This window comes from Cupriavidus oxalaticus (genome assembly GCF_038900635.1).
GTDB lineage: Bacteria > Pseudomonadota > Gammaproteobacteria > Burkholderiales > Burkholderiaceae > Cupriavidus > Cupriavidus oxalaticus_B.
On the sequence record NZ_JAYMRX010000004.1, the window covers coordinates 116,628 to 138,110 of the forward strand.

Here is a 21,483-nt window from a genome sequence, read left to right on the forward strand (position 1 = left end):
TCAGAGAAAAATCAGCATCAGTGCCGCCAGCGGGAACACCGGCAGCAAGGCATCGATCCGGTCCAGCACGCCGCCATGGCCCGGCAGCAGCCGGCTGCTGTCCTTCATGCCGACCTGCCGCTTGAGCAGCGACTCGAACAGGTCGCCGATCACACTAGCCGCCACCAGCAGCGTGGTCAGCGCGGCCACATAGCCCAGGCCGCCGCGGTCGCCCAGCACCGAGAACCACGTGGGCGCGAAGGCATGGGTGGCGGCCAACACCAGGCCGATGACGAGCGCCAGCAGCCAGCCGCCGATGGCACCCTCCCAGGACTTGCCCGGGCTGATGGACGGTGCCAGCTTGCGCCGGCCGATGGCCTTGCCGGTGAAGTAGGCGCCGATGTCGGCCGCCCACACCAGCACGGCCGCGGTCAGCAGCACGCCGATGCCGGCGCCGCGCAGGATCATTGTGGCATGGGCAAACGCGGGCAGCATGACCAGGCCTAGTATGGCCCCCAGCACGGCAAAGCCCGGCGTCGCGGTGCGCACACCGCGCGCCAGCAAGACCAGCGCCACACCCCAGCACACCACCGCCGCTTCCAGCAGCCAGGTGGTGGCGTGCCGCAGCGGCATGTCATGCCAAGTAATGGTGGCGATCAGGCAGGCCAGCGCATAGACATAAGGCCAGGGCCCGCGCAGCCCGATCAGGCGACCGAATTCCCAGCCCGCCAGCAGCACGATCACCCCGAGCAGACCCGCCAGGCCGGCCGGCGGCGCCAGGAACAGGATCGGAAGGATCAGCAGCAACAGGCACAGGGCGGTGATGACGCGGGTGAGGAGCATGCGCTGCGGTCCCGTGGTAATTATTGGAATAGCCTGGCTCGGCCAGGGTGTCAGGCCGTGCCCGATAGTCCCGGCGCAACCAGTTGCGCGCTGGTGCGGCCGAAACGGCGTTCGCGCTGGCGGTACGAGGCAAAGGCCTTGTCCAGCTCGCCAGCGTCGAAATCCGGCCAGTACACGTCGGTGAAATACAGCTCCGAATAGGCGAGCTGCCACAACAGAAAGTTGCTGATGCGCTGTTCGCCGCCGGTGCGGATGAACAGGTCGGGCTCCGGCGCGTAGGCCATGGCCAGGTGCGGCGCGAGCATCGATTCGTCGATCGACTCCGGATCGAGCATCGGCGAGCGCGCCAGCATCTTGCGCATGGCCTGCAGCAGGTCCCAGCGGCCACCATAATTGGCGGCGATGGTCACGGTCAGGCCGGTGTTGGCGGCAGTGCGCGCCTCGGCATCCTTGATCAACTTCTGGATGCGCGGGCTGAAGCGGGCGAGATCGCCAACCACCCGCAAGCGGATGTTGTTGGCGTGCATCTTCACGACTTCGCGCCGCAGCGACATCATGAACAGCCGCATCAGGAACGAGACCTCGTCCGCCGGCCGGCGCCAGTTCTCGGAACTGAACGCGAACAGCGTCAGGTACTGCACGCCCCGCGCGGCGCAGGCCTCGACCACCGCGCGCACTGCGTCCAGCCCCCGGGAGTGCCCGGCAACACGCGGCAGATGCCGCTGGGTCGCCCAGCGGCCGTTGCCGTCCATGATGATGGCAACGTGGCGGGGCACGTAGGAGGTATCGGGTACGGCGAGCGTTGAACTGATGTGCTGCATGATGGCAGACGGTCGCGGGCAGCCCCGGCAAATGCCGGGACGGCGTCAGACCGTCATGATCTCCTTCTCTTTTTCGGCGACCATCTTGTCGATCTCGGCGACATACTTGTCGGTCAGCTTCTGCACCTCGTCCTGGCCGCGGCGCTCGTCGTCCTCGGAAATGGCCTTGTCCTTGACCAGCTTCTTGAACTGCTCGTTGGCATCGCGGCGCAGGTTGCGCACCGCGATCTTGGCACCCTCGGCCTCGCCCTTGACGACCTTGGTCAGCTCCTTGCGGCGCTCTTCGGTCAGCGCGGGCATCGGCACGCGGATGACGTCGCCCATGGTGGCCGGGTTCAGGCCCAGGTCGCAGTCGCGGATGGCCTTCTCGACCGCGCCCACCATCTTCTTTTCCCACGGCTGCACCGTGATGGTACGCGCGTCGGCCAGGCCGACGCTGGCGACCTGGCTGATCGGCACCATCGAACCGTAGTAATCCACCTGAACGTGGTCGAGCAGGCCGGTGTGGGCACGGCCAGTGCGGATCTTCGCCAGATCGGCCTTGAAGGCTTCGATCGACTTCTGCATTTTCTGCTCGACGCTCTTCTTTGTGTCGGCGACGCTCATGTTAACCTCCGGAAATCAGCCAACCATGATCCCGCCGGGCGGGATCGAAAATGAACCATTCTACTCTTTGCCCGGCCAGACACCAGCGCCGTGGCGCGGCATCGTGGGGCGCCGGACTCAGACGTGGACCAGGGTACCCTCGTCTTCGCCCAGGATCACGCGCTTGAGCGCGCCCGGCTTGGTGATAGAGAACACCCGGATCGGCAGCTTCTGGTCGCGGCACAGCGCGAAGGCGGTGGCATCCATCACCTGCAGGTTGCGCGAGATGGCCTCGTCGAAGGTGATGGTGCTGTAGCGCGTGGCGCTGGGATCCTTCTTGGGGTCGGCGGTGTAGACACCATCCACCTTGGTCGCCTTGAGCACGACCTCGGCCCCGATTTCCGCGCCGCGCAGCGCGGCTGCGGTGTCGGTGGTGAAGAACGGGTTGCCGGTGCCGGCGGCGAAGATCACCACCTTGCCCTCTTCGAGCTGGCGGATCGCACGCGGGCGGATATAGGGCTCGACCACCTGGTCCATGCGCAGCGCGGACTGCACGCGGCCTTCGATATTGGCGTGGCGCATCGCGTCCTGCAGGGCCAGCGCGTTCATCATGGTGGCCAGCATGCCCATGTAGTCGGCCGTGGCGCGATCCATGCCGGCCGCGCCGCCCGCAACGCCGCGGAAGATATTGCCGCCGCCGATGACCACCGCGACCTGGACGCCGAGCTTCACGATCTCGGCAATGTCGTTCACCATCGCCTCGATGGTGGAGCGGTTGATGCCGAAGGCATCGTCGCCCATCAGGGCTTCACCGGACAGTTTCAGAAGGACGCGCTTGTAGGCTGGCATGTTTACCCTCGGACAGGAGCAAGTCGCTCGTTTGGGACTGAACACAAATGAGACGATTGATTTTTTGACACCGGCGGCGCGGATCGGCGCGCCGCCGGCGGGAGAAAGCCGGTTTTCGGGGTCGCCCCACGCTGTCGGCAGGCGACAGGAAGGCGACCGCGAAAACTGACTGTTGCAGCGCTGACTGCTGCAGTGCAACGTGCAATATACATCACTGCACTACTTATGCAGAGGGGCACCTTGCGGCGCCCCTGCGGCATTATAGGCGCCCGGCCCGCCCGCAAGGGCCGGCCGGCGCGCCCCTGACATCAGCCCTTCTGGGCAGCGGCCACCTGGGCGGCCACTTCAGCGGCGAAGTCGTCCTGCTTCTTCTCGATGCCTTCGCCCACGACATACAGGGTGAAGCCCTTCACGGTCGTGTTGGCAGCCTTGAGCATCTGCTCGACGGTCTGCTTGTCGTTCTTCACGAACGGCTGGTTGAACAGCGACACTTCCTTCAGGTACTTCTGTACCGAACCCTCGACCATCTTGGCGACGATCTCGGCCGGCTTGCCCGATTCGGCAGCCTTCTGCTCGGCGATGCTGCGCTCCTTGGCGATCAGGTCGGCGGGGACCTGCTCGGCCGACAGCGACACCGGCTTCATGGCGGCCACGTGCATGGCGACGTCCTTGGCGGCGGCTTCGTCGCCGTCGAATTCGACCATCACGCCGATACGGGTGCCGTGCAGGTACGAAACCAGCTTGCCGCCGTTGGCGTAACGGACAAAGCGGCGGATCGTCATGTTCTCGCCGATCTTGCCGATCAGGGCCGCACGGGTGGCTTCCACGCTCACGCCGTCGATTTCCAGCGCCGACAGGGCAGCCACGTCGGCCGGGTTCTGCTTGGCGATCAGCTCGGCAATCTTGGCCGTGAACGCCAGGAAGTCGTCGTTCTTGGAGACAAAATCGGTCTCGCAGTTCAGTTCGACCAGCGCACCGGTGGTGCCGTCGATGAACGAACCGACCACGCCTTCAGCGGTCACGCGCGATGCGGCCTTGCTGGCCTTGTTGCCCAGCTTGACGCGCAGCAGCTCTTCGGCCTTGTTCAGGTCGCCGTCGGCCTCGGTCAGGGCCTTCTTGCACTCCATCATCGGCGCGTCGGTCTTCGCGCGCAGTTCTGCAACCATGCTTGCGGTAATTGCCGCCATTTGTCACTCCTTGAATGGTTCGCGCCGGGCCCCGGCAGTCGCCCGCGGCACCCGGTCGGTGGGTCTACAGCGCACCCGCGGCAGATATTGCCTGCGGCGGATGACAACAATTCAAATTCGAAAAAAGGGGGCGCCAGATGTGCCCCCTTTTTTTCCCCTGCTGCCGGCGTACCCCGGCTTGCGCCCTGCGCGCTGCCCGGCGTGCCGGGCGGCAGGCGATGCCTGCCTGTCGTTTGTTGACGTGCGCGCTATCGGGTTCCTTTCAGGCAGCAGGCCGGAGGCTATCAGCCTTCCTGCACTTCGACGAATTCATCGTCGCCGCGGGCGGCTTCAACGACTTCCTGCACCGCGTTGGCACGGCCTTCCAGGATCGCGTCGGCCACGCCGCGCACGTACAGGGCCACAGCCTTGCTCGAGTCGTCGTTGCCCGGGATCACGTAGTCGATGCCGTCCGGCGAGTGGTTGGTATCGACCACGCCGATCACGGGGATGCCCAGCTTGTTGGCTTCGGTCACGGCAATCTTGTGGTAGCCGACGTCGACCACGAAGATGGCGTCAGGCACGCCGCCCATGTCCTTGATGCCGCCGATCGACTTTTCCAGCTTGATCATCTCGCGCTCGAACATCAGCGCTTCCTTCTTGCTCATGGTTTCCAGCGCGCCGGCTTCCTTGGCGGCTTCCATGTCCTTCAGGCGCTTGATCGAGATCTTGACCGTCTTGAAGTTGGTCAGCATGCCACCGAGCCAGCGGGCGTCGACGTAAGGCATGCCGGCGCGGCCTGCTTCTTCAGCCAGGATTTCGCGCGACTGGCGCTTGGTGCCCACGAAAAGGATGGTGCCGCGATTGGCTGCCAGCTGACGCACGTACTTCATGGCGTCCTGGAACATCGGCAACGTCTTTTCGAGGTTGATGATGTGGATCTTGTTGCGGTGGCCGAAGATGAAGGGGGCCATCTTCGGGTTCCAGAAGCGGGTCTGGTGGCCAAAGTGGCAACCGGCTTCCAGCATTTCGCGCATGGTAACGGACATGTGATTCTCCATAGGGTTAGGTCTGAAGCCCGCCCCGACATTCCTGAAAAGGAACACCCCGGATAGGCGGGCCAGCGATTTCCAAAAACATCGCAGCAGATGCTGCAAAATACCGGCCTGGCGGATGCAATGTTGCGCCGCAACCAAGTCAGCCCGCTATTCTAGCAAGAAAAGCAGCGGGCGCTCAAGCCGCCCGCCACCCCGCGGCAGAACACACATTGGAGAGGCACCGCCCGAAAGGGCCTCGGGACAGGCTGCGATCGGGCTCCGATGGTGCGATAATCCCACATTGACCTTTCGAATTCGGCGCGGCCAGTGGCCCCGCCATCACTTTTGGCGACGCAGCATGAGCATTTACCTGAACACCGCCGAAGACATCGCCCAGATGCGCGTGGCTTGCCGCCTTGCCTCCGAAGTCCTCGACTACATCACGCCCTTCGTCCAGCCGGGCGTCACCACCGGCGAGCTTGATCGCCTGTGCCACGCCTATATGCGTGAGGTGCAAGGCACCGTGCCGGCGCCGCTGAACTATGCGCCCCCCGGCTACCCGCCCTTCCCCGGCGCGATCTGCACCTCCGTCAACGACGTGATCTGCCACGGCATCCCGGGCGAGCGCGTGCTCAAGAGCGGTGACGCGGTCAACCTGGACATCACCGTCATCACCAAGGAAGGCTATTACGGCGACACCAGCCGCATGTTCAACGCCGGCGAGGGTTCGATCCTGGCCAAGCGCCTGGCGCAGGTGACATACGAATGCATGTGGAAGGGCATCGCCCAGGTACGCCACGGCGCGCGCCTCGGCGATATCGGCCATGCCATCCAGGTGCACGCCGAAGCCGCCGGCTACAGCGTGGTGCGCGAATACTGCGGCCACGGCATCGGCAAGAACTTCCACGAAGACCCGCAGATCCTGCATTACGGCCGCGCCGGCACCGGCGCCGAGATCAAGGCCGGCATGATCTTCACCGTGGAGCCGATGATCAACGCCGGCAAGCGCGATATCCGCACCATGCCCGACCAGTGGACGGTCAAGACCCGCGACCGCAGCCTGTCGGCGCAGTGGGAGCACACCGTGCTGGTCACCGAGACCGGATATGAGGTGCTGACGGTATCCGCCGGCACTCCGGCGCCGCCGGCCTTCATTACGGAGTCCGTCGCGGCCTGAGGTCGCACACCAGCCAGGGCGCCTGACCGGCGCCCTTATTTTTCCAGCCGTGCCCACGAACCACCCCGCCCTCTCCATGGACACCACGCCGGAACTGCTGCTGGCCACGCGCGTGCGCGACCAGCTCAAAGCCGCCAAGCAGGCCCTGTTTGCCGACTTCAATACCAGCACCAATGTCGGTACGCTGATCACGCGGCTGCGCCGCGCCGTCGACGCCGCGCTGGTGGAAGCCTGGCGCGGCCTGGAGATGCCCGCGAGTGCGGCGCTGGTGGCGGTGGGCGGCTACGGCCGCGGAGAGCTGCTGCCCTATTCGGACGTCGACGTACTGCTGCTGCTGCCCGCCGAGCCCGGCCAGGACACCACCGGGCGGCTGGAGCGCTTTATCGGCCTGTGCTGGGACTTGGGGCTGGAGATCGGCTCGTCGGTACGCACCCTGGACGATTGCATCCGCGAATCGCGCCAGGACATCACCATCCAGACCTCGCTGCTGGAGGCGCGGCTGGTGACCGGCAGCCGCAAGCTGTTCGAGTCGATGCGCACGCGCTACCTCGCCGACCTGGACCCGGCCGCGTTCTTCCAGGCCAAGCTGCTCGAAATGCGCCAGCGCCACGCCAAGTACCAGGACACGCCCTACGCGCTTGAGCCCAACTGCAAGGAAAGCCCTGGCGGCCTGCGCGACCTGCAGGTGATCCTGTGGATGACCAAGGCCGCTGGCCTGGGCGACAGCTGGAAAGAACTGTTCGAGCGCGGCCTGCTGACGCAGCGCGAAGCGCAGGAGCTGGCGCGCAACGAGCGCCTGCTCAAGACCATCCGCGCGCGCCTGCACCTGGTGGCGGGCCGGCGCCAGGACGTGCTGGTCTTCGACCTGCAGACCGCGCTGGCGGAATCCTTCGGCTACCGCCAGACCACCAACAAGCGCGCCAGCGAGCAGTTGATGCGGCGCTACTACTGGGCGGCGAAGGCGGTCACGCAGCTCAACAGCGTGCTGCTGCTGAACATCGAGGCAATGCTGTTCCCGAGCGAGTCGCAGGTCACGCGCGTGCTCAACGAACGCTTTGTCGAGCGCCAGGGCATGCTGGAAATCACCAGCGACGACGTCTACGAGCGCGATCCGCACGCGATCCTGGAAACCTTCATGCTGTACCAGCGCACGCCCGGCGTGAAGGGCCTGTCGCCGCGCACGCTGCGCGGGTTGTACAACGCGCGTACCGTGATGACCGCAAGCTGGCGCAACGACCCGGAAAACCGCCGCCTGTTCCTCGCCATCATGCAGGAACCCCAGGGCATCACTCACGCGCTGCGGCTGATGAACCAGACCAGCGTGCTGGGGCGCTACCTGATCAACTTCCGCCGCATCGTCGGGCAGATGCAGCACGACCTGTTCCATGTGTACACCGTGGACCAGCACATCCTGATGGTGGTGCGCAACATGCGCCGCTTCTCCATCGTCGAGCACACGCACGAGTTCCCGTTCTGCAGCCAGCTGATGGCGAGCTTCGACAAGCCGTGGGTACTGTGGGTGGCGGCGCTGTTCCATGACATCGCCAAGGGCCGCGGTGGCGACCATTCCAAGCTCGGCACGCAGGACGCGCGCCGCTTCTGCAAGCAGCATGGCATCGCGCGCGAAGATGCCGACCTGATCAGCTGGCTGGTCGAGCACCACCTGACCATGAGCCACGTGGCGCAGAAGCAGGACCTGACCGATCCGGAAGTGGTGCATGCCTTTGCACGCGTGGTCGGCAGCGAACGCTACCTGACCGCGCTGTACCTGCTGACGGTGGCAGATATCCGCGGCACCAGCCCCAAGGTCTGGAATGCGTGGAAGGGCAAGCTGCTGGAAGACCTGTACCGGATCACGCTGCGCGTGCTCGGCGGCGCCAAGGTCGACTCGCACTCGCTGTGGTCGCAGCGCAAGGAAGAAACCATTTCAACGCTGCGGCTCAAGGCATTCGACCCGGAGCTGGGCAAGCCGCTGTGGGCGCAGCTCGACGTGGCCTTCTTCCTGCGCCACGATGCGCGCGATATCGCCTGGCTCACGCGGCACCTGTACGACAAGGTCGACAGCCCCGCGCCGGTGGTGAAGGCACGCATCTCGCCCGCGGGCGAAGGCCTGCAGGTGGCGGTCTATGTGCAGGACCAGCCCGACCTGTTCGCGCGCATCTGCGGCTATTTCGAGCGCAAGGCGTTCTCGATCCAGGACGCCAAGATCCACACCACCCGGCACGGCTACGCGCTGGACACGTTCCAGGTCACCGACCCCGGCATGGCAGGGAATGGCAACGAACGCGGCAACTACCGCGACATCATCGCGCTGGTCGAACACGAGCTTTGCGAAAAGCTGCGCCAGCAGGACGCCCTGCCCGAGCCCACGCAAGGACGCCTGTCGCGCCAGTCGCGCAGCTTCCCGATCAAACCGCGCGTGGACCTGCGCGCGGACGAGCGCGGCCAGTATTACCTGCTGTCGCTGTCCGCCAACGACCGCACCGGCCTGCTGTACGCCATCGCCCGCGTACTGGCACGGCATCGCGTGTCCGTGCATTCGGCACGCATCAACACCCTGGGCGAACGCGTCGAAGACGTGTTCCTGGTAGACGGCAGCCGCCTGGCCGCCGACAACCGATTGCAGATTCAGCTTGAACAGGACTTGCTCGCCGCCCTCGCGATCTGAGGCGGCGAACAGCATCAACGATATGACCGACAGCAATTCGCCGAAGCGCAAGACGCTAGGCATCAAGGCCGCAAGCGATACGGGCACGGCCGCGCGCAAGACCGGCAACCGCCCGGTGCGGGTTTCGGACCTGAACCGGAACCGCGTGCGGGCCGTGACCGAAGGCATCAAGCGCGCGCAGCAGAATGACGGCGGCAAGAGCGCCGGCCGCCGCGCGCCAGGCGAAGCGCAAACCGGTGGCGATGTGCGCAAGCCGCGTCCGCCGCGCCCTGCCGATGGCGAGCGCCAGGCCCGGCCGCGCCGTGCCGAAGGCGAAGCGCGGCCGCCTCGACGCTTTGGCGACGACGACAATCGTCCGCGCCGATATGGCGACGATCGCGGCGAAGCCCGCCCGCGCCGCTTCGAAGGCAATGATTCGCGGCCGCCGCGGCGCTTTGGCGATGACGACAACCGTCCGCGGCGTTATGGCGACGATCGCGGCGAAGCGCGCCCGCGCCGCTTCGAAGGCAATGATTCGCGGCCGCCTCGACGCTTTGGCGATGACGACAACCGCCCGCGCCGCTATGGCGACGACCGTGGCGAAGCGCGTCCGCGCCGCTTCGAAGGCAATGATTCGCGGCCGCCGCGGCGCCTTGGCGATGACGACAACCGTCCGCGCCGTTATGGCGACGACCGTGGCGAAGCGCGTCCGCGCCGCTTCGAGGGCAATGACTCGCGGCCGCCGCGGCGCTTTGGCGATGACGACAACCGTCCGCGCCGTTATGGCGACGATCGTGGCGAAGCCCGCCCGCGCCGCTTCGAAGGCAATGACTCGCGGCCGCCGCGGCGCTTTGGTGATGACGACAACCGTCCGCGCCGCTATGGCGACGACCGTGGCGAAGCCCGCCCGCGCCGCTTCGAAGGCAATGACTCGCGTCCGCCGCGGCGCTATGGCGATGACGACAACCGCCCGAGGCGTTACGGCGACGACGAAAACCGTCCCCGTCGCCCTGCCCCCACCGGCGAACGCCGCCGCGAGGACTCGGCGCCGGCGCGCCGTTTCAGCGATGCCGCGGACCGTATCCGCACCGCCGGCACATCCCGACCGCAGGCACCGGCACCGCGCCCGCAGCGGCCGGCACGCGACGATGCCGCGCCCGAGGCCACCCATGACGACGGCCTGGTGCGCCTTTCCAAGCGCATGTCCGAACTCGGCCTGTGTTCGCGCCGCGAAGCCGATGAATGGATTCCGCGCGGCTGGGTGCTGGTCGACGGCAAGCCGGTGACAGAACTGGGCAGCCGCATCCGCCCGGATGCCGAGATCGAGATCCTGCAGGAAGCGCGCTCCGAACAGGGCGAGCGCGTCACCGTGCTGCTGCACAAGCCGGTGGGATACGTCTCCGGCCAGGCCGAAGACGGCTACGAGCCGGCCGCGGTGCTGTTTACCGCCGAGAACCAGTGGGAAGGCGACCCCTCGCGCAAGCGCTTCGCGCCGTGGCAACGCAGGAGCCTGGCGCCCGCCGGCCGCCTCGATATCGACTCCACCGGCCTGCTGGTGCTGACGCAGGATGGCCGCGTCGCGCGCGCGCTGATCGGCGAGGATTCGAACGTCGAGAAGGAGTACCTGGTGCGCGTGGTCTGGCATGGCCCGCAGGGCGCGGTCGAGCGCAATGTCAGCGAGGTATTCCCCGCCGACCAGCTGGAACTGCTACGCCATGGCCTGTCGCTGGACGGCGTGCTGCTCAAGCCGGCCAAGGTCAGCTGGCAGAACGAAGAGCAGCTGCGCTTCGTGCTGCGCGAGGGCCGCAAGCGCCAGATCCGCCGGATGTGCGAACAGGTCGGGCTGGAAGTCGTCGGCCTGAAACGCGTGCGCATGGGCCGCGTGGTGCTGGGCGACCTGCCGCCGGGGAAGTGGCGGTTCCTGGGGCAGTTCGAGAAGTTCTGATGTGAAAAAAGCGGCCGCGATGGCCGCTTTTTTTGAGGGATTCTGGCAAGTTGCCACAGCCTCATATCTTTACCGATTGCGTGCTCCCTCTCCCGCTTGCGGGAGAGGGTTGGGGTGAGGGCCGGAGCATCGACGAAGTCAAGCCGTCGGTATGCCAGCGCCTGCCCTCACCCCCTGCCCCTCTCCCGCGCGCGGGAGAGGGGAGCAACCCACCGCCAGCGATCAATCATCGCTATTTGCCGGCAAATCCGGAAACAGGATTTCGGTAAACCCGAACTTCGAAAAATCCTCGATCCGCATCGGGTAGAGAATGCCCTGCAGGTGGTCGCACTCATGCTGCACCACGCGCGCATGGAAACCCTCGGCAACCCGCTCGATGCGGTTGCCCATCAGGTCATACCCGCTGTATTTCAGCCGCACATGCCGCGGCACCACCCCGCGCAGGCCGGGCACCGACAGGCACCCTTCCCAGCCGTCTTCCAGCTCCTCCGACAGCATCTCCAGCACAGGATTCACCAGCACGGTCTTGGGCACCATCGGCGCATCCGGATAGCGCGGGTTGCGGTCGAAGCCGAAGATCACCACCTGCAGGTCCACGCCGATCTGCGGCGCGGCCAGCCCCGCACCGTTGGCGTGATCCATGGTGTCGAACATGTCTTCGATCAGCGTGCGCAGTTCCGGCGTATTGAAACGCTCCACCTTCCGCGCCACCTGCAGCAGGCGCGGATCGCCCATCTTGAGAATCTCGCGAATCATGGCTGTTTCCCCGGTTTATTCCTGCGCGGGCGCCGCGCCCGCTTCTGCCAGCAACGCGAGCATGCCTGCCTCGTCCAGCACCGGCACGCCCAGCGCCTCGGCCTTGTCCAGCTTGCTGCCGGCTTCGGCGCCGGCGACCACGTAGTCGGTCTTTTTCGACACCGAGCCCGCCACCTTGGCACCCGCGGCCTCGAGCATTTCCTTGGCGTCCTCGCGCGACAGAGTCGGCAGCGTGCCGGTCAGCACGAAGGTCTTGCCCGACAGCGGTGCCGGTGCCCTGGCGGCCGGCTCGCTTTCCGGCCAGTGTACGCCTGCGGCGCGCAGTTGTTCGATGACCTCGACGTTATGCGGCTCGCCAAAGAAGTGCGCGATCGACTGCGCCACTACCGGGCCGACGTCGTTGACCTCGAGCAATGCGGCTTCATCGGCGGCCATCAGCCCGTCGAGCTTGCCGAAATGCCTGGCGAGGTCCTTGGCGGTGGCCTCGCCCACATGGCGGATGCCAAGCGCGAAGATAAAGCGGTTCATCGTCGTCTCGCGCGATGCCTCGATCGCCGCGACGAGGTTGGTCGCCGACTTGTCGGCCATTCGCTCCAGCGCCGCCAGCTTGGCCACGCCAAGCTTGTACAGGTCCGCCGGCGTACGCACGATGCCCTGGTCGACCAGTTGCTCGACGACCTTGTCGCCCAGCCCTTCGATATCCATGGCACGGCGCTGCGCAAAGTGCAGCAGCGCCTGCTTGCGCTGCGCCGCGCAGATCAGGCCGCCGGTGCAGCGTGCGATCGCCTCGTCGTCCAGCCGCTCGATATGCGAACCGCACACCGGGCAGGCCGTCGGCATCACGAAGGCACGCGCATCCGCCGGCCGCCGTTCTGCCACCACCGCCACCACCTCAGGGATCACGTCGCCGGCGCGGCGCACGATCACGGTGTCGCCGATATGGACGTCCTTGCGGCGGATTTCGTCCTCGTTATGCAGCGTGGCATTGGTCACGGTCACGCCGCCGACGAACACCGGCTGCAGCCGCGCCACCGGCGTGATCGCGCCGGTACGGCCGACCTGCACCTCGATGTCCTCGACGATGGTGGTCATTTCCTGCGCCGGGAACTTGTGCGCCAGCGCAAAGCGCGGCGCGCGCGAGACAAAACCCAGCCGGTCCTGCTCGGCCAGCGCATTGACCTTGTAGACCACGCCGTCGATGTCGTATGGCAGGTCGTCGCGGCGCTTGCCGATATCGCGGTAGAAATCGAGCAATCCCTGCGCACCTTTGACCACGGCGCGCTCCTTGCACACCGGCAGGCCCAGCGCATCGAAGCCGTCGAGCATGGCGCTGTGCGTGGGCGGACGATCCACGCCCTGCAGCTCGCCCAGGCCATAGGCGAAGAACGACAGCGGCCGCTTCGCCGTGATGCGCGGATCGAGCTGGCGCAGGCTGCCGGCAGCGGCGTTGCGCGGATTGACGAAGGTCTTTTCGCCGGCTTCCGCCTGGCGTGCGTTGAGCTTGTCGAAGTCACGGCGATACATGAAGACTTCGCCGCGCACCTCCAGCACCGCGGGCGCCTGGCCGCGCAGCTTCAGCGGGATCGCCTTGATGGTGCGCACGTTGACGGTCACGTCCTCGCCGGTCTCGCCGTCGCCGCGGGTGGCTGCCTGCACCAGCCGCCCGTCTTCATAGCGCAGCGACATGGCCAGTCCGTCGAACTTCAGCTCGCAGGAATACTCGACCGCGTCAGCCGCGCTGAACAGGTCGGCCTCGCCCGCCGCCGGTGCGGTGCGGCCCAGGCCCTGCGCGCAGCGGCGGTCGAAGCTGAGCACATCGTCGTCGGCGAAGCCGTTGTTCAGCGACAGCATCGGCACGCGATGGCGCACCGTGTCGAAGGCGGCCAGCGCCTCGCCGCCGACGCGCTGCGTGGGCGAATCCGGCGACTGCAGCTCGGGATGCTCCAGCTCGAGCGCCATCAGTTCGCTGAACAGCGCGTCGTACTCGGCATCCGGGATGGTGGGCGCATCCAGCACGTAGTACTGGTAGCTGTGACGGTTGAGCTCGTCGTGCAGCCAGGCAACGCGCCTGGCCGCAGCGTCGGGCGGCAAGCCGCCGGCGGGCGCGGAGGCTTCAGCCTGCGCGCCGCGTGGTTTTGCGGTCATGGCAGGCTCCGGCTAGACGCTGAACAACCGCAGTGCCACCGGCGAGCCGGCTGGCATGCCGCGCGCTTCCAGCTTCTGGTACAGCGTTTCCAGCTGGCTGAAGATGGCAATGAACGAGGCTTCGGTCAGCGGACGCATATTGTCGTCGACCAGCTGCGCGCCCATGCGCTGGGCCAGCGTATTGCCATATTCGCAAACCGTCTTGAACGGCTTGGCGCCCTGATCGGCCAGCGGCACGTCGAGCAGCAGCGTGATCTTGCGCCCGGACTTGACCGTCAGGTCATCGCGCAGGAAGTTGGTATCGCCGAACTGCAGCGTGAACAGCGGGCGCTGCACGCCTTCGGCATTGGCCTGGTAGCGGATAAAACGCGTGCCGTCGCGCGACAGCACCAGACCGTCCTGGGTGGCCACGTTCTGCACGTAGGCGGCCGACCACGGCGCGCCGTCGGAAATCACGTTGACGCCCAACTGCACGTCGCTGCCGGCGGCAAAGCCATCGAGCTCGCGCGCGTTGGCCACGGTCTCGCTCATGTCGGGCAGGTCGGCGGAGGCGTCGAGCGCCTCGGCCAGCGACTCTACCGCGGTGATGAACTCGGAGAACTCCAGCGCATTGAGCGGGCCGCTGCGGTTGGCCAGCTGCACGCCGACCTGCAGGTCTTCGTACTGGTGGCCGGCGGTGACCGGTTCCCATGCATTGGCTTCGGCGCGCAAGCCCTCGATATGGACCTGCTTGGTGCCGGCACGGCGCAGCCGGCCGGTCAGCGGCAGGATGCGGTCGCCGGAGGCCTTGCGCTCCAGGTGCAGCGGCACGATGCAATCGATCAGGGGATCGATCATGGCCGGTGCGGGCTGGCCGTCGGGAACGGCGGCGACCGGGGCGGGGACCGATACCGGCGCCGGTGCGGGCGCTGGAGCGGGCGCCGGCGCGGCAGCCACCGCGGGGCCCGTTGCCGCAGCGGATACGGCCTCGGCGTCGCCGTCCTGCGCACTGGACTCGGCCTGTACCACGCCCGCAGCCACCGCGACTTCTTCCGCCACGGCCTCGTCGGCATCGGCGGTGCTGGCTGCAGCCGCGGCAGCGGCGGCCACGTGGTTCGGCTGCGACGGTGCTGCCGGCGTGCCCGGCGCCAGCGTCGGCTCGCGCCGCTGCACCGACTCGGCGCCGGCCTCGTGCAGCCGCGTCGCGGTCTCCGGCGCAGTCGTCTGGCCGACCACCGGCTCGCGCATCGGCGGCAGGTCGTCTTCGGGGCTCAGCTCGCGGGGACGGCGCGCCTTGCGGATCTGCCACTGGTTGTAGCCAAACAGCAGCGCCAGGAATACCAAACCCGCGATGATCAGCGCGGTCTGCAGGTCCATGTTCAGCTTCATGCTGGAATCTCCAAAGCGCCCAGGTTGGTCACAGCACGGTGATGTCGGTTGCCCGCAGCATTCGCGGACCGCCCCGCTGCGCGGGGCCCCTGCTTACTGCTCATGCTGCAATCTCCAAAGCGCCCAGGTTGGTCACAGCACGGTGGTGTCGGTTGCGCGCAGCATTCGCGGACGTGCGCCGCCCCACTGCGCGGGGCCCCTGCTTACTGCTCATGCTGCCTCCGCCATCGAAACCGCCGCGTCCATATCCACGGCCACGATCCGCGAAACGCCTTGCTCCTGCATGGTTACGCCAATGAGTTGATGAGCCATTTCCATGGCGATCTTGTTATGTGAGATGAAAACGAATTGAGTCTTGTCCGACATGCGCGCCACCATGTTGGCGTAGCGCTCGGTGTTCGCGTCGTCCAGCGGCGCGTCCACCTCGTCCAGCAGGCAGAACGGTGCCGGGTTGAGCTGGAACATCGCAAACACCAGCGCGATCGCGGTCAGCGCCTTCTCGCCGCCCGACAGCAGGTGGATGGTCGAGTTCTTCTTGCCCGGGGGCTGCGCCATCACCTGCACGCCGGCGTCGAGGATTTCCTCGCCGGTCATGATCAGGCGCGCCTGGCCGCCGCCGAACAGCGACGGGAACAGTTCGCCGAAATGGTGGTTGACCTGGTCGAAGGTGCCCTGCAGCAGCGCACGGGTCTCCTGGTCGATCTTGGCGATCGCGTCTTCCAGCGTGTTGATGGCGTCGTTCAGGTCGGCCGACTGCGCGTCCAGGAAGGTCTTGCGCTCGCGCGCCGCCGCCAGTTCCTCGAGCGCGGCCATGTTGACCGGGCCCAGCGCGTTGATGGCGTTGTTGATGCGCGTGACTTCGCCCTGCAGGTACGATGGCTTCAGGTCGCCGGTGAGCTTGTGCGCCAGCCCTTCCTCGTCGACCTGCGCCGAAGTCAGCTGCTCGCTGAACTGCTCCTGGTTCAGGCGCGCGGCCTGCTCCTTGAGCTGCAGCTCCGTGATGCGGTCGCGCAGCGGCTGCAGGCTGCGCTCGGCGGCCAGGCGCTGTTCGTCGAACTGGCGCAGCTGCGCCGACAGCGCATCGAGTTCGGTGCGCGCGACGGTGAGCTTTTCTTCCTTCTCGGCGCGCAGTTCCAGCGCGTCCTGCAGGCCGGTATGCGCGGTCTGCTCGTTGATGGTTTCGAGCTCGGCGCGGGCGTTCTCCAGCGATTCGGCAATGCGCTCGGCCTGGTCGGCGGCCACCTGGATATTGCGGCGCAGTTCGTCGATGCGGCTCGCCAGGTTGCGCTCGGCGAAGAGCGCTTCCTGCGCGGCGCGCTCGAAGTCGCGCAGCTGGTGGCGCGCGCCCGACAGCTTGCTGTCCAGCGCCTCGAAGGCCATCTGCTGGTCTTCGTGCGAGGCCTGCATCTCCGCCAGCGCGGCGTCGTGCTGCTCGAAGCTGGCCTCGGATTCGGCGCGGATCGCGCGCTGCTCTTCGATCTGCGCGTGGATTTCTTCCAGCTCCTCGCGGATCTGGCCGCTGCGCGCGGAATAGCGCTCCATCGCCTGCGACAGCTTGAGCACGTCCATCTGCAGCGCATGCACGCGGCGCGTGGCCTGCTCGGCGCGCGTGCGGGCCTCGCCCAGCGCCTGGCTGGCCTGCGTGTACGCGGCCTCGGCGCGCACCGCCTGGGTCTTGGCTTCGTCCGACAGCAGCGCCTGCGCGCGCACCTGCTTCTGCAGGTTTTCGATTTCCTGCTCGCGTGCCAGCATGCCGGCCTGCTCGGAATCGGCGGCGTAGATCTGGATCGCATTGCGGCCGACCACGTGGCCCTCGGCCACCACGAACGACGCGCCTTCGGGCAACGTGCCGCGCGCGGCCAGCGCCTGCGCCATGTCGGTGGCGACAAAGATATCGGCCAGCCAGTCCTGCATCACCGCGCGGATGCCCGGCTCGGTGATCTGCACCAGCGACATCAGCGGGCGCAGCCCCGCCGGCGCTTCCAGCGGGCGGGCCGCGGCCGGCGGCGAATAGAACGCCAGCTTGGCCGGCGGCGCGTCCGTCAGGAAGGCCTTGACCCAGTCCAGGTTGGAGACTTCCAGCGCGTTCAGCTTCTCGCGCAGCACCGATTCAAGCGCGTTTTCCCAGCCCGGCTCGATATGGACCTTCTTCCACAGGCGCGGCAGCTCGGCCAGCTCATGCCTGGCCAGCCAGGGCTGCACCTTGCCGTCGGTCTGCACGTTTTCCTGCAGCTGGCGCAGGGCATGCAGGCGCGCGTCCAGCGAGGCAATCGCGGCGGCTTCGCCATGCACGCGAGCCTGCGCGGCGCGGCGCTCTTCATCCAGGCGCGGCACGCTCTCTTCGGCGTCGGCCAGCACGGCCTGGGCTTCCTCGACCAGCGCCTCCTGTTCGGCCAGCTCGGCGCGCCCCTGTTCCAGCCGGGTTTCGTCCGGACGGTCCAGCCCCTTTTCCTCGGCCGACAGGCGTTCGCGGCGCTGCTCCAGCTGCTGCAGCATCTGGTCGGCGCTGCGCTGCTGCGCGGCCTCGAGCTTGAGCGCCTGCTCGGCCTGCATGATGCCGGCACGCTGCTCGTTGAGCAGCTGCTGGGCATCGCGCCACTGCGCTTCCAGCGTCGGCAGCTCGTCGTTCTTGTGCGCGACGGCCTCCTGCGCCTCGACCGTGCGGCCTTCGGCCACCGCCAGGTTTTCCTCGGCCTGCGCCAGTTCGTCGGTGGCCTGCTCGGCCTTGCCCTGCCACTGCTCGCGTTGCGCCGTCAGCGCGGCGATCTGGGCCTGCACGCGGTTGCGCGACTCCACCACGTAGCGGATCTCGGCCTCGAGCTTGCTGACCTCGGCATTGGCTTCGTACAGCGCACCCTGCGCCGCGTGCATGCCATCCGATGCGGCATAGTGCGCGGCGCGCATGGTTTCCAGCTCGGCCTCGACATGGCGCAGCTGCGCGGTCTGTGCTTCCAGGTCGATCTGGGCCTGCTCGATCGCGCGCTGGTGGCGTTCCTGCTCGACCTGCGCCTCGCGCTTGCGCAGCAGCCACAGCAGATGCTGCTTTTCTTCTCCGTCGGACTGCAGCGTCTTGAAGCGCTGGGCGACTTCGGCCTGGCCTTCCAGCTTTTCCAGGTTGGTGCCGAGCTCGCGCAGGATGTCCTCGACGCGGGTCAGGTTCTCGCGCGTGTCGGACAGGCGGTTCTCGGTCTCGCGGCGCCGTTCCTTGTACTTGGACACCCCCGCGGCTTCTTCCAGGAAGATGCGCATGTCATCGGGCTTGGCCTCGATGATGCGCGAGATCATGCCCTGCCCGATGATGGCGTAGGCGCGCGGGCCCAGGCCCGTGCCCAGGAAGATGTCCTGGATGTCGCGCCGGCGCACCGGCTGGTTGTTGATGTAGTAGGAAGACGTGCCGTCGCGGGTCAGCACGCGCTTGACCGCCACTTCGGCGTACTGGCTCCACTGGCCGGCGGCGCGGCCCTCGGCGTTGTCGAACACCAGTTCGACGCTGGCGCGGCCGGCCTGCTTGCGCGCCGTGGAACCGTTGAAGATCACGTCCTGCATGGACTCGCCGCGCAACTCGGAAGCGCGTGACTCGCCCAGCACCCAGCGCACCGCGTCGATGATGTTGGATTTGCCGCAGCCGTTGGGACCGACGATGCCGACCAGTTGGCCCGGCACCTGGAAATTGGTGGGATCGACAAATGACTTGAAGCCCGCCAGCTTGATCGAGGATAGTCGCACGGTTTCTCGTGTGGTATCGGCAGCCGGCGGTACCGGTGTGGCGGTACCGCCCGCAGCCTGGTATCGGGGCTATGGCAATGTTCAGAAGCCGGACTGCGCGGGGGCGGGCGCGGCGTGCCGCCTGCGCCTCAAAATACCCCCCGGGCCCGAGAATTGGGGCTAATCATACCATCGCAGATGCCTTCCCCGGCCCGTTTGGCGGTTGCCCCGGCGGTATATTCCCCCTGCCGTTTTCCCTTGCTTTTCCGTCCCTTACAGGGGATTCCGCAAGCACTTTGGCATCCATCCGCTGCGCGCTCAGGCGGCTCGCACGTGACTCGGCCGGAAACTAATCAGGGTAAATGCTAGTCTTTGCTCTGTCGGCGTGATTCCGGACTGGCTCCGGGAGCCGCGCACCATGAACGCCCCCCGAAGCCCTGCCTTTGCGGCAATTTCCAGGAGGACCAAGCATGCATGAACTGTCGGCGGCCGCCCGGCCGTGGTCTGTCAGCGACATCAATTACCAGGCAATCGAGGTAGAGCGCGTCCGCGGCGACCGCGACCTGTTCTACCTGCTGGTGTCGGCATCGTTTATCGAAAGCGGCTCCGACACCTATGCCGGCAATCTCGCCGCTTACTACGCCCGCGTGCCGGACGCCGCCAGCTGGCTTTCAGAGCACTGGGAGGCCGAGGAACTGCAGCATGGCCTGGCACTGCGCCGCTATATCGAGCATGTCTGGCCGGAATTCGACTGGGAAGCAGGCTATGCGCGCTTCTTCGACGAGTACAGCCAGACCTGCTCGATCGACCAGTTCGAGCCGACCGAGGCCCTCGAAATGGCGGCCCGCTGCGTGGTCGAAACCGGCACCGCCGCCTATTACCGCGCGCTGGAACAGGCCAGCGACGAGCCGGTGCTGCGCGACCTGACCCGCCGCATCTCCAACGACGAGGTGCGGCATTACAAGCACTTCTACCAGTTCTTCAACCGCTTCGCCGGGTCGGAACGGCTCGGCCGGATGCGCGTGTTCCGCGCGCTGGCGCGCCGGCTGCTGGAGATCAAGAACGAAGACGCCGCCATCGCGCTGCGCAACGTGCTGCGCATGGAGCGCGGCGTCGAAGAGATCCCCGACCAGGAAGTGAAGGCGCTGAATTCCCGCGTCAGCGCCGTAATCCGCAAGAACCTGCCGATCGAGATGACGGTAAAAATGCTGCTGCGCCCGCTACACCTGCGCAGCGGCGTGGAACGGGCGGTCTGCAAGCCGCTGGTGGCGGTGGTGTCGCGGGTGATGCTGCACTGACCGACGCTCCGGCCGTCAGCCGCCGCGTGCCTGCCGGGCCTCGTAGGCTTGCAGGTGGCTGTACGCGACTTGCAGCAATGACAGTGGGCCGCCCTGGTGCGGCGCCCCGCGCGCGATCAGGTCGCCGAGGATGTGGTCGGCCTCCGTCCGGGAGCGATTTTCGACGTCACGCAGCATCGAGGCAGTCAGCGGCGACGGCGTCAAGAGCATCTGGCCGGCGCGCGCATCGAAATCCGGCGACATCGCGAAACCGTTGTACTGCGCCACGGCACGGCAGTCAGCCAGAATGCCTTCAATGACGCGCCTGCCGTCCGGCGTGCCAAGGATGTCGCCGATGGCCGCGCGCATCAGGCAGGTGCTACCCGCCAGCGTGGCCAGGAAGACCCACTTCTCCCACATGCGCTGCATGATCTGGATGCTGGTCGAGGCATCGAAGCCGGCACCGCCGAGCGTCTGCGCAATGGCCTGCATGCGCGGCGACAAACCTCCCCCGAGTTCACCAAAGGCCAGGCCGTGCGTGTCGTTGAGATGGACGATTTCGCCTTCCGGATTCAGCGTGGCGGCGATCATGCACAGACCGCCCAGCACCTTATCGCTGCCAAATCGCTGCTGCAGCACATCGATATGGCGCATGCCGTTCAGCAACGGCACGATCGCCGTCGATGTGCCGACGGCGGGCGCCAACGACGCAACGGCCTCGTCCAGGCTGTAGGCCTTGCAGCTCAGCACGACCACATCGAAGGGTTGCGCAATCCCATTGGAGAGGACAGTCCTGACCTCTCTCAGGACGAGATCGCCGCGGGGGCTCCTGATGACCAGCCCTTTGCTCTGCAGCGCTCGGGCACGGTGCGGCCTGACCAGGAACGTCACGTCGCGTCCGGCCGCGGCAAGCCGCCCGCCGAAATAGCCGCCTACCGCCCCTGCTCCGACAATCAGAATTCGCATGGTGTCTCCCCCTCGGCTTGCGTGATGCCGCCAGTGCATCCTGCGCACATGATGGATGGACTCTAGCAAGAATCCTTGCCAGGCATCGCACCCCGGCGCCGCCCTGTTGCCCGATGTACCACGCATGCACGGTAGTCCACACAGTCCACCGCATGCTTGCCGGCTGCGTCCGTCCCATCACGTGCTGCCGCACCAAATGTCCGTTGCGCTTTGCATT

General features: G+C 66.7%; 15 protein-coding genes. 4 read left to right on the forward strand and 11 right to left on the reverse strand.

Annotation, left to right across the window (positions count from 1 at the left end; all coding sequences use genetic code 11):
• The 6 genes from VSR71_RS09045 to rpsB form a co-directional block, all read right to left on the reverse strand.
• A complete protein-coding gene (locus tag VSR71_RS09045) occupies positions 1-822 on the reverse strand; it encodes a phosphatidate cytidylyltransferase (protein ID WP_342913534.1) in 822 nt (273 codons plus the stop codon).
• A 50-nt stretch (positions 823-872) separates the two neighbouring features.
• Positions 873-1,643, reverse strand: coding sequence for an isoprenyl transferase (locus VSR71_RS09050; protein WP_342913535.1), 771 nt, complete (start codon positions 1,641-1,643; stop codon positions 873-875).
• A 45-nt stretch (positions 1,644-1,688) separates the two neighbouring features.
• The gene (frr, locus tag VSR71_RS09055; protein WP_342913536.1) at positions 1,689-2,249 is read right to left on the reverse strand and encodes a ribosome recycling factor; all 561 of its coding nucleotides are present in this window, start codon (positions 2,247-2,249) and stop codon (positions 1,689-1,691) included.
• A 117-nt stretch (positions 2,250-2,366) separates the two neighbouring features.
• Positions 2,367-3,077, reverse strand: a complete 711-nt coding sequence (gene pyrH / locus VSR71_RS09060) for a UMP kinase (protein ID WP_342913537.1) — start codon at positions 3,075-3,077, stop codon at positions 2,367-2,369.
• A gap of 308 nt (positions 3,078-3,385) precedes the next feature.
• Entirely contained in the window at positions 3,386-4,264 is an 879-nt protein-coding gene (gene tsf / locus VSR71_RS09065; protein ID WP_342913538.1) for a translation elongation factor Ts, read from the reverse strand.
• Positions 4,265-4,548: 284 nt separating this feature from the next.
• Positions 4,549-5,292, reverse strand: a complete 744-nt coding sequence (gene rpsB / locus VSR71_RS09070) for a 30S ribosomal protein S2 (RefSeq protein WP_342913539.1) — start codon at positions 5,290-5,292, stop codon at positions 4,549-4,551.
• 346 nt (positions 5,293-5,638) lie between these two features.
• On the opposite strand from rpsB, the gene map reads away from it, so the two are divergent.
• The 3 genes from map (at position 5,639) to VSR71_RS09085 (ending at position 11,049) form a co-directional block, all read left to right on the forward strand.
• Positions 5,639-6,457: a type I methionyl aminopeptidase gene (gene map, locus VSR71_RS09075; protein WP_342913540.1), complete on the forward strand. Its 819-nt coding sequence runs from the start codon at positions 5,639-5,641 to the stop codon at positions 6,455-6,457.
• A 76-nt stretch (positions 6,458-6,533) separates the two neighbouring features.
• Positions 6,534-9,125 carry a [protein-PII] uridylyltransferase gene (locus VSR71_RS09080; RefSeq protein WP_342913541.1) on the forward strand — a complete coding sequence of 864 codons (2,592 nt, stop codon included), beginning with the start codon at positions 6,534-6,536 and terminating at the stop codon, positions 9,123-9,125.
• Positions 9,126-9,147: 22 nt separating this feature from the next.
• Positions 9,148-11,049, forward strand: a complete 1,902-nt coding sequence (locus tag VSR71_RS09085; RefSeq protein WP_342913542.1) for a pseudouridine synthase — start codon at positions 9,148-9,150, stop codon at positions 11,047-11,049.
• A 222-nt stretch (positions 11,050-11,271) separates the two neighbouring features.
• On the opposite strand, the gene def is transcribed toward VSR71_RS09085, so the two are convergent.
• From def to smc, 4 genes are all read right to left on the reverse strand, one after another.
• Positions 11,272-11,805: a peptide deformylase gene (gene def / locus VSR71_RS09090; RefSeq protein WP_342913543.1), complete on the reverse strand. Its 534-nt coding sequence runs from the start codon at positions 11,803-11,805 to the stop codon at positions 11,272-11,274.
• Between the two features lie 15 nt (positions 11,806-11,820).
• Complete coding sequence (ligA, locus tag VSR71_RS09095; protein WP_342913544.1) at positions 11,821-13,950, reverse strand: NAD-dependent DNA ligase LigA; 2,130 nt, start codon at positions 13,948-13,950, stop codon at positions 11,821-11,823.
• A gap of 12 nt (positions 13,951-13,962) precedes the next feature.
• Positions 13,963-15,318: a cell division protein ZipA C-terminal FtsZ-binding domain-containing protein gene (locus tag VSR71_RS09100; RefSeq protein ID WP_342913545.1), complete on the reverse strand. Its 1,356-nt coding sequence runs from the start codon at positions 15,316-15,318 to the stop codon at positions 13,963-13,965.
• Between the two features lie 210 nt (positions 15,319-15,528).
• Positions 15,529-19,044 (reverse strand): chromosome segregation protein SMC, encoded by a 3,516-nt coding sequence (gene smc, locus VSR71_RS09105; RefSeq protein WP_342913546.1) that lies wholly within the window; start codon positions 19,042-19,044, stop codon positions 15,529-15,531.
• Positions 19,045-19,493: 449 nt separating this feature from the next.
• Between smc and VSR71_RS09110 the strand changes: the two genes are divergently transcribed.
• Complete coding sequence (locus tag VSR71_RS09110) at positions 19,494-20,321, forward strand: ferritin-like domain-containing protein (RefSeq protein ID WP_342913547.1); 828 nt, start codon at positions 19,494-19,496, stop codon at positions 20,319-20,321.
• Between the two features lie 15 nt (positions 20,322-20,336).
• Here the strand turns inward: VSR71_RS09110 and panE are convergent, their stop codons facing one another.
• On the reverse strand, positions 20,337-21,266 hold the full coding sequence (panE, locus tag VSR71_RS09115) for a 2-dehydropantoate 2-reductase (RefSeq protein ID WP_342913788.1): 930 nt from the start codon (positions 21,264-21,266) through the stop codon (positions 20,337-20,339).
• Positions 21,267-21,483 lie beyond the last annotated feature (217 nt).

What these genes read in the sequence shown, in the direction of transcription:
- VSR71_RS09045 (WP_342913534.1), bottom strand. Translation starts at nt 822, where the DNA reads ATGCTCCTCACCCGCGTCATCACCGCCCTGTGCCTGTTGCTGCTGATC.
- VSR71_RS09050 (WP_342913535.1), bottom strand. Translation starts at nt 1,643, where the DNA reads ATGCAGCACATCAGTTCAACGCTCGCCGTACCCGATACCTCCTACGTG.
- frr (WP_342913536.1), bottom strand. Translation starts at nt 2,249, where the DNA reads ATGAGCGTCGCCGACACAAAGAAGAGCGTCGAGCAGAAAATGCAGAAG.
- pyrH (WP_342913537.1), bottom strand. Translation starts at nt 3,077, where the DNA reads ATGCCAGCCTACAAGCGCGTCCTTCTGAAACTGTCCGGTGAAGCCCTG.
- tsf (WP_342913538.1), bottom strand. Translation starts at nt 4,264, where the DNA reads ATGGCGGCAATTACCGCAAGCATGGTTGCAGAACTGCGCGCGAAGACC.
- rpsB (WP_342913539.1), bottom strand. Translation starts at nt 5,292, where the DNA reads ATGTCCGTTACCATGCGCGAAATGCTGGAAGCCGGTTGCCACTTTGGC.
- map (WP_342913540.1), top strand. Translation starts at nt 5,639, where the DNA reads ATGAGCATTTACCTGAACACCGCCGAAGACATCGCCCAGATGCGCGTG.
- VSR71_RS09080 (WP_342913541.1), top strand. Translation starts at nt 6,534, where the DNA reads ATGGACACCACGCCGGAACTGCTGCTGGCCACGCGCGTGCGCGACCAG.
- VSR71_RS09085 (WP_342913542.1), top strand. Translation starts at nt 9,148, where the DNA reads ATGACCGACAGCAATTCGCCGAAGCGCAAGACGCTAGGCATCAAGGCC.
- def (WP_342913543.1), bottom strand. Translation starts at nt 11,805, where the DNA reads ATGATTCGCGAGATTCTCAAGATGGGCGATCCGCGCCTGCTGCAGGTG.
- ligA (WP_342913544.1), bottom strand. Translation starts at nt 13,950, where the DNA reads ATGACCGCAAAACCACGCGGCGCGCAGGCTGAAGCCTCCGCGCCCGCC.
- VSR71_RS09100 (WP_342913545.1), bottom strand. Translation starts at nt 15,318, where the DNA reads ATGAAGCTGAACATGGACCTGCAGACCGCGCTGATCATCGCGGGTTTG.
- VSR71_RS09110 (WP_342913547.1), top strand. Translation starts at nt 19,494, where the DNA reads ATGCATGAACTGTCGGCGGCCGCCCGGCCGTGGTCTGTCAGCGACATC.
- panE (WP_342913788.1), bottom strand. Translation starts at nt 21,266, where the DNA reads ATGCGAATTCTGATTGTCGGAGCAGGGGCGGTAGGCGGCTATTTCGGC.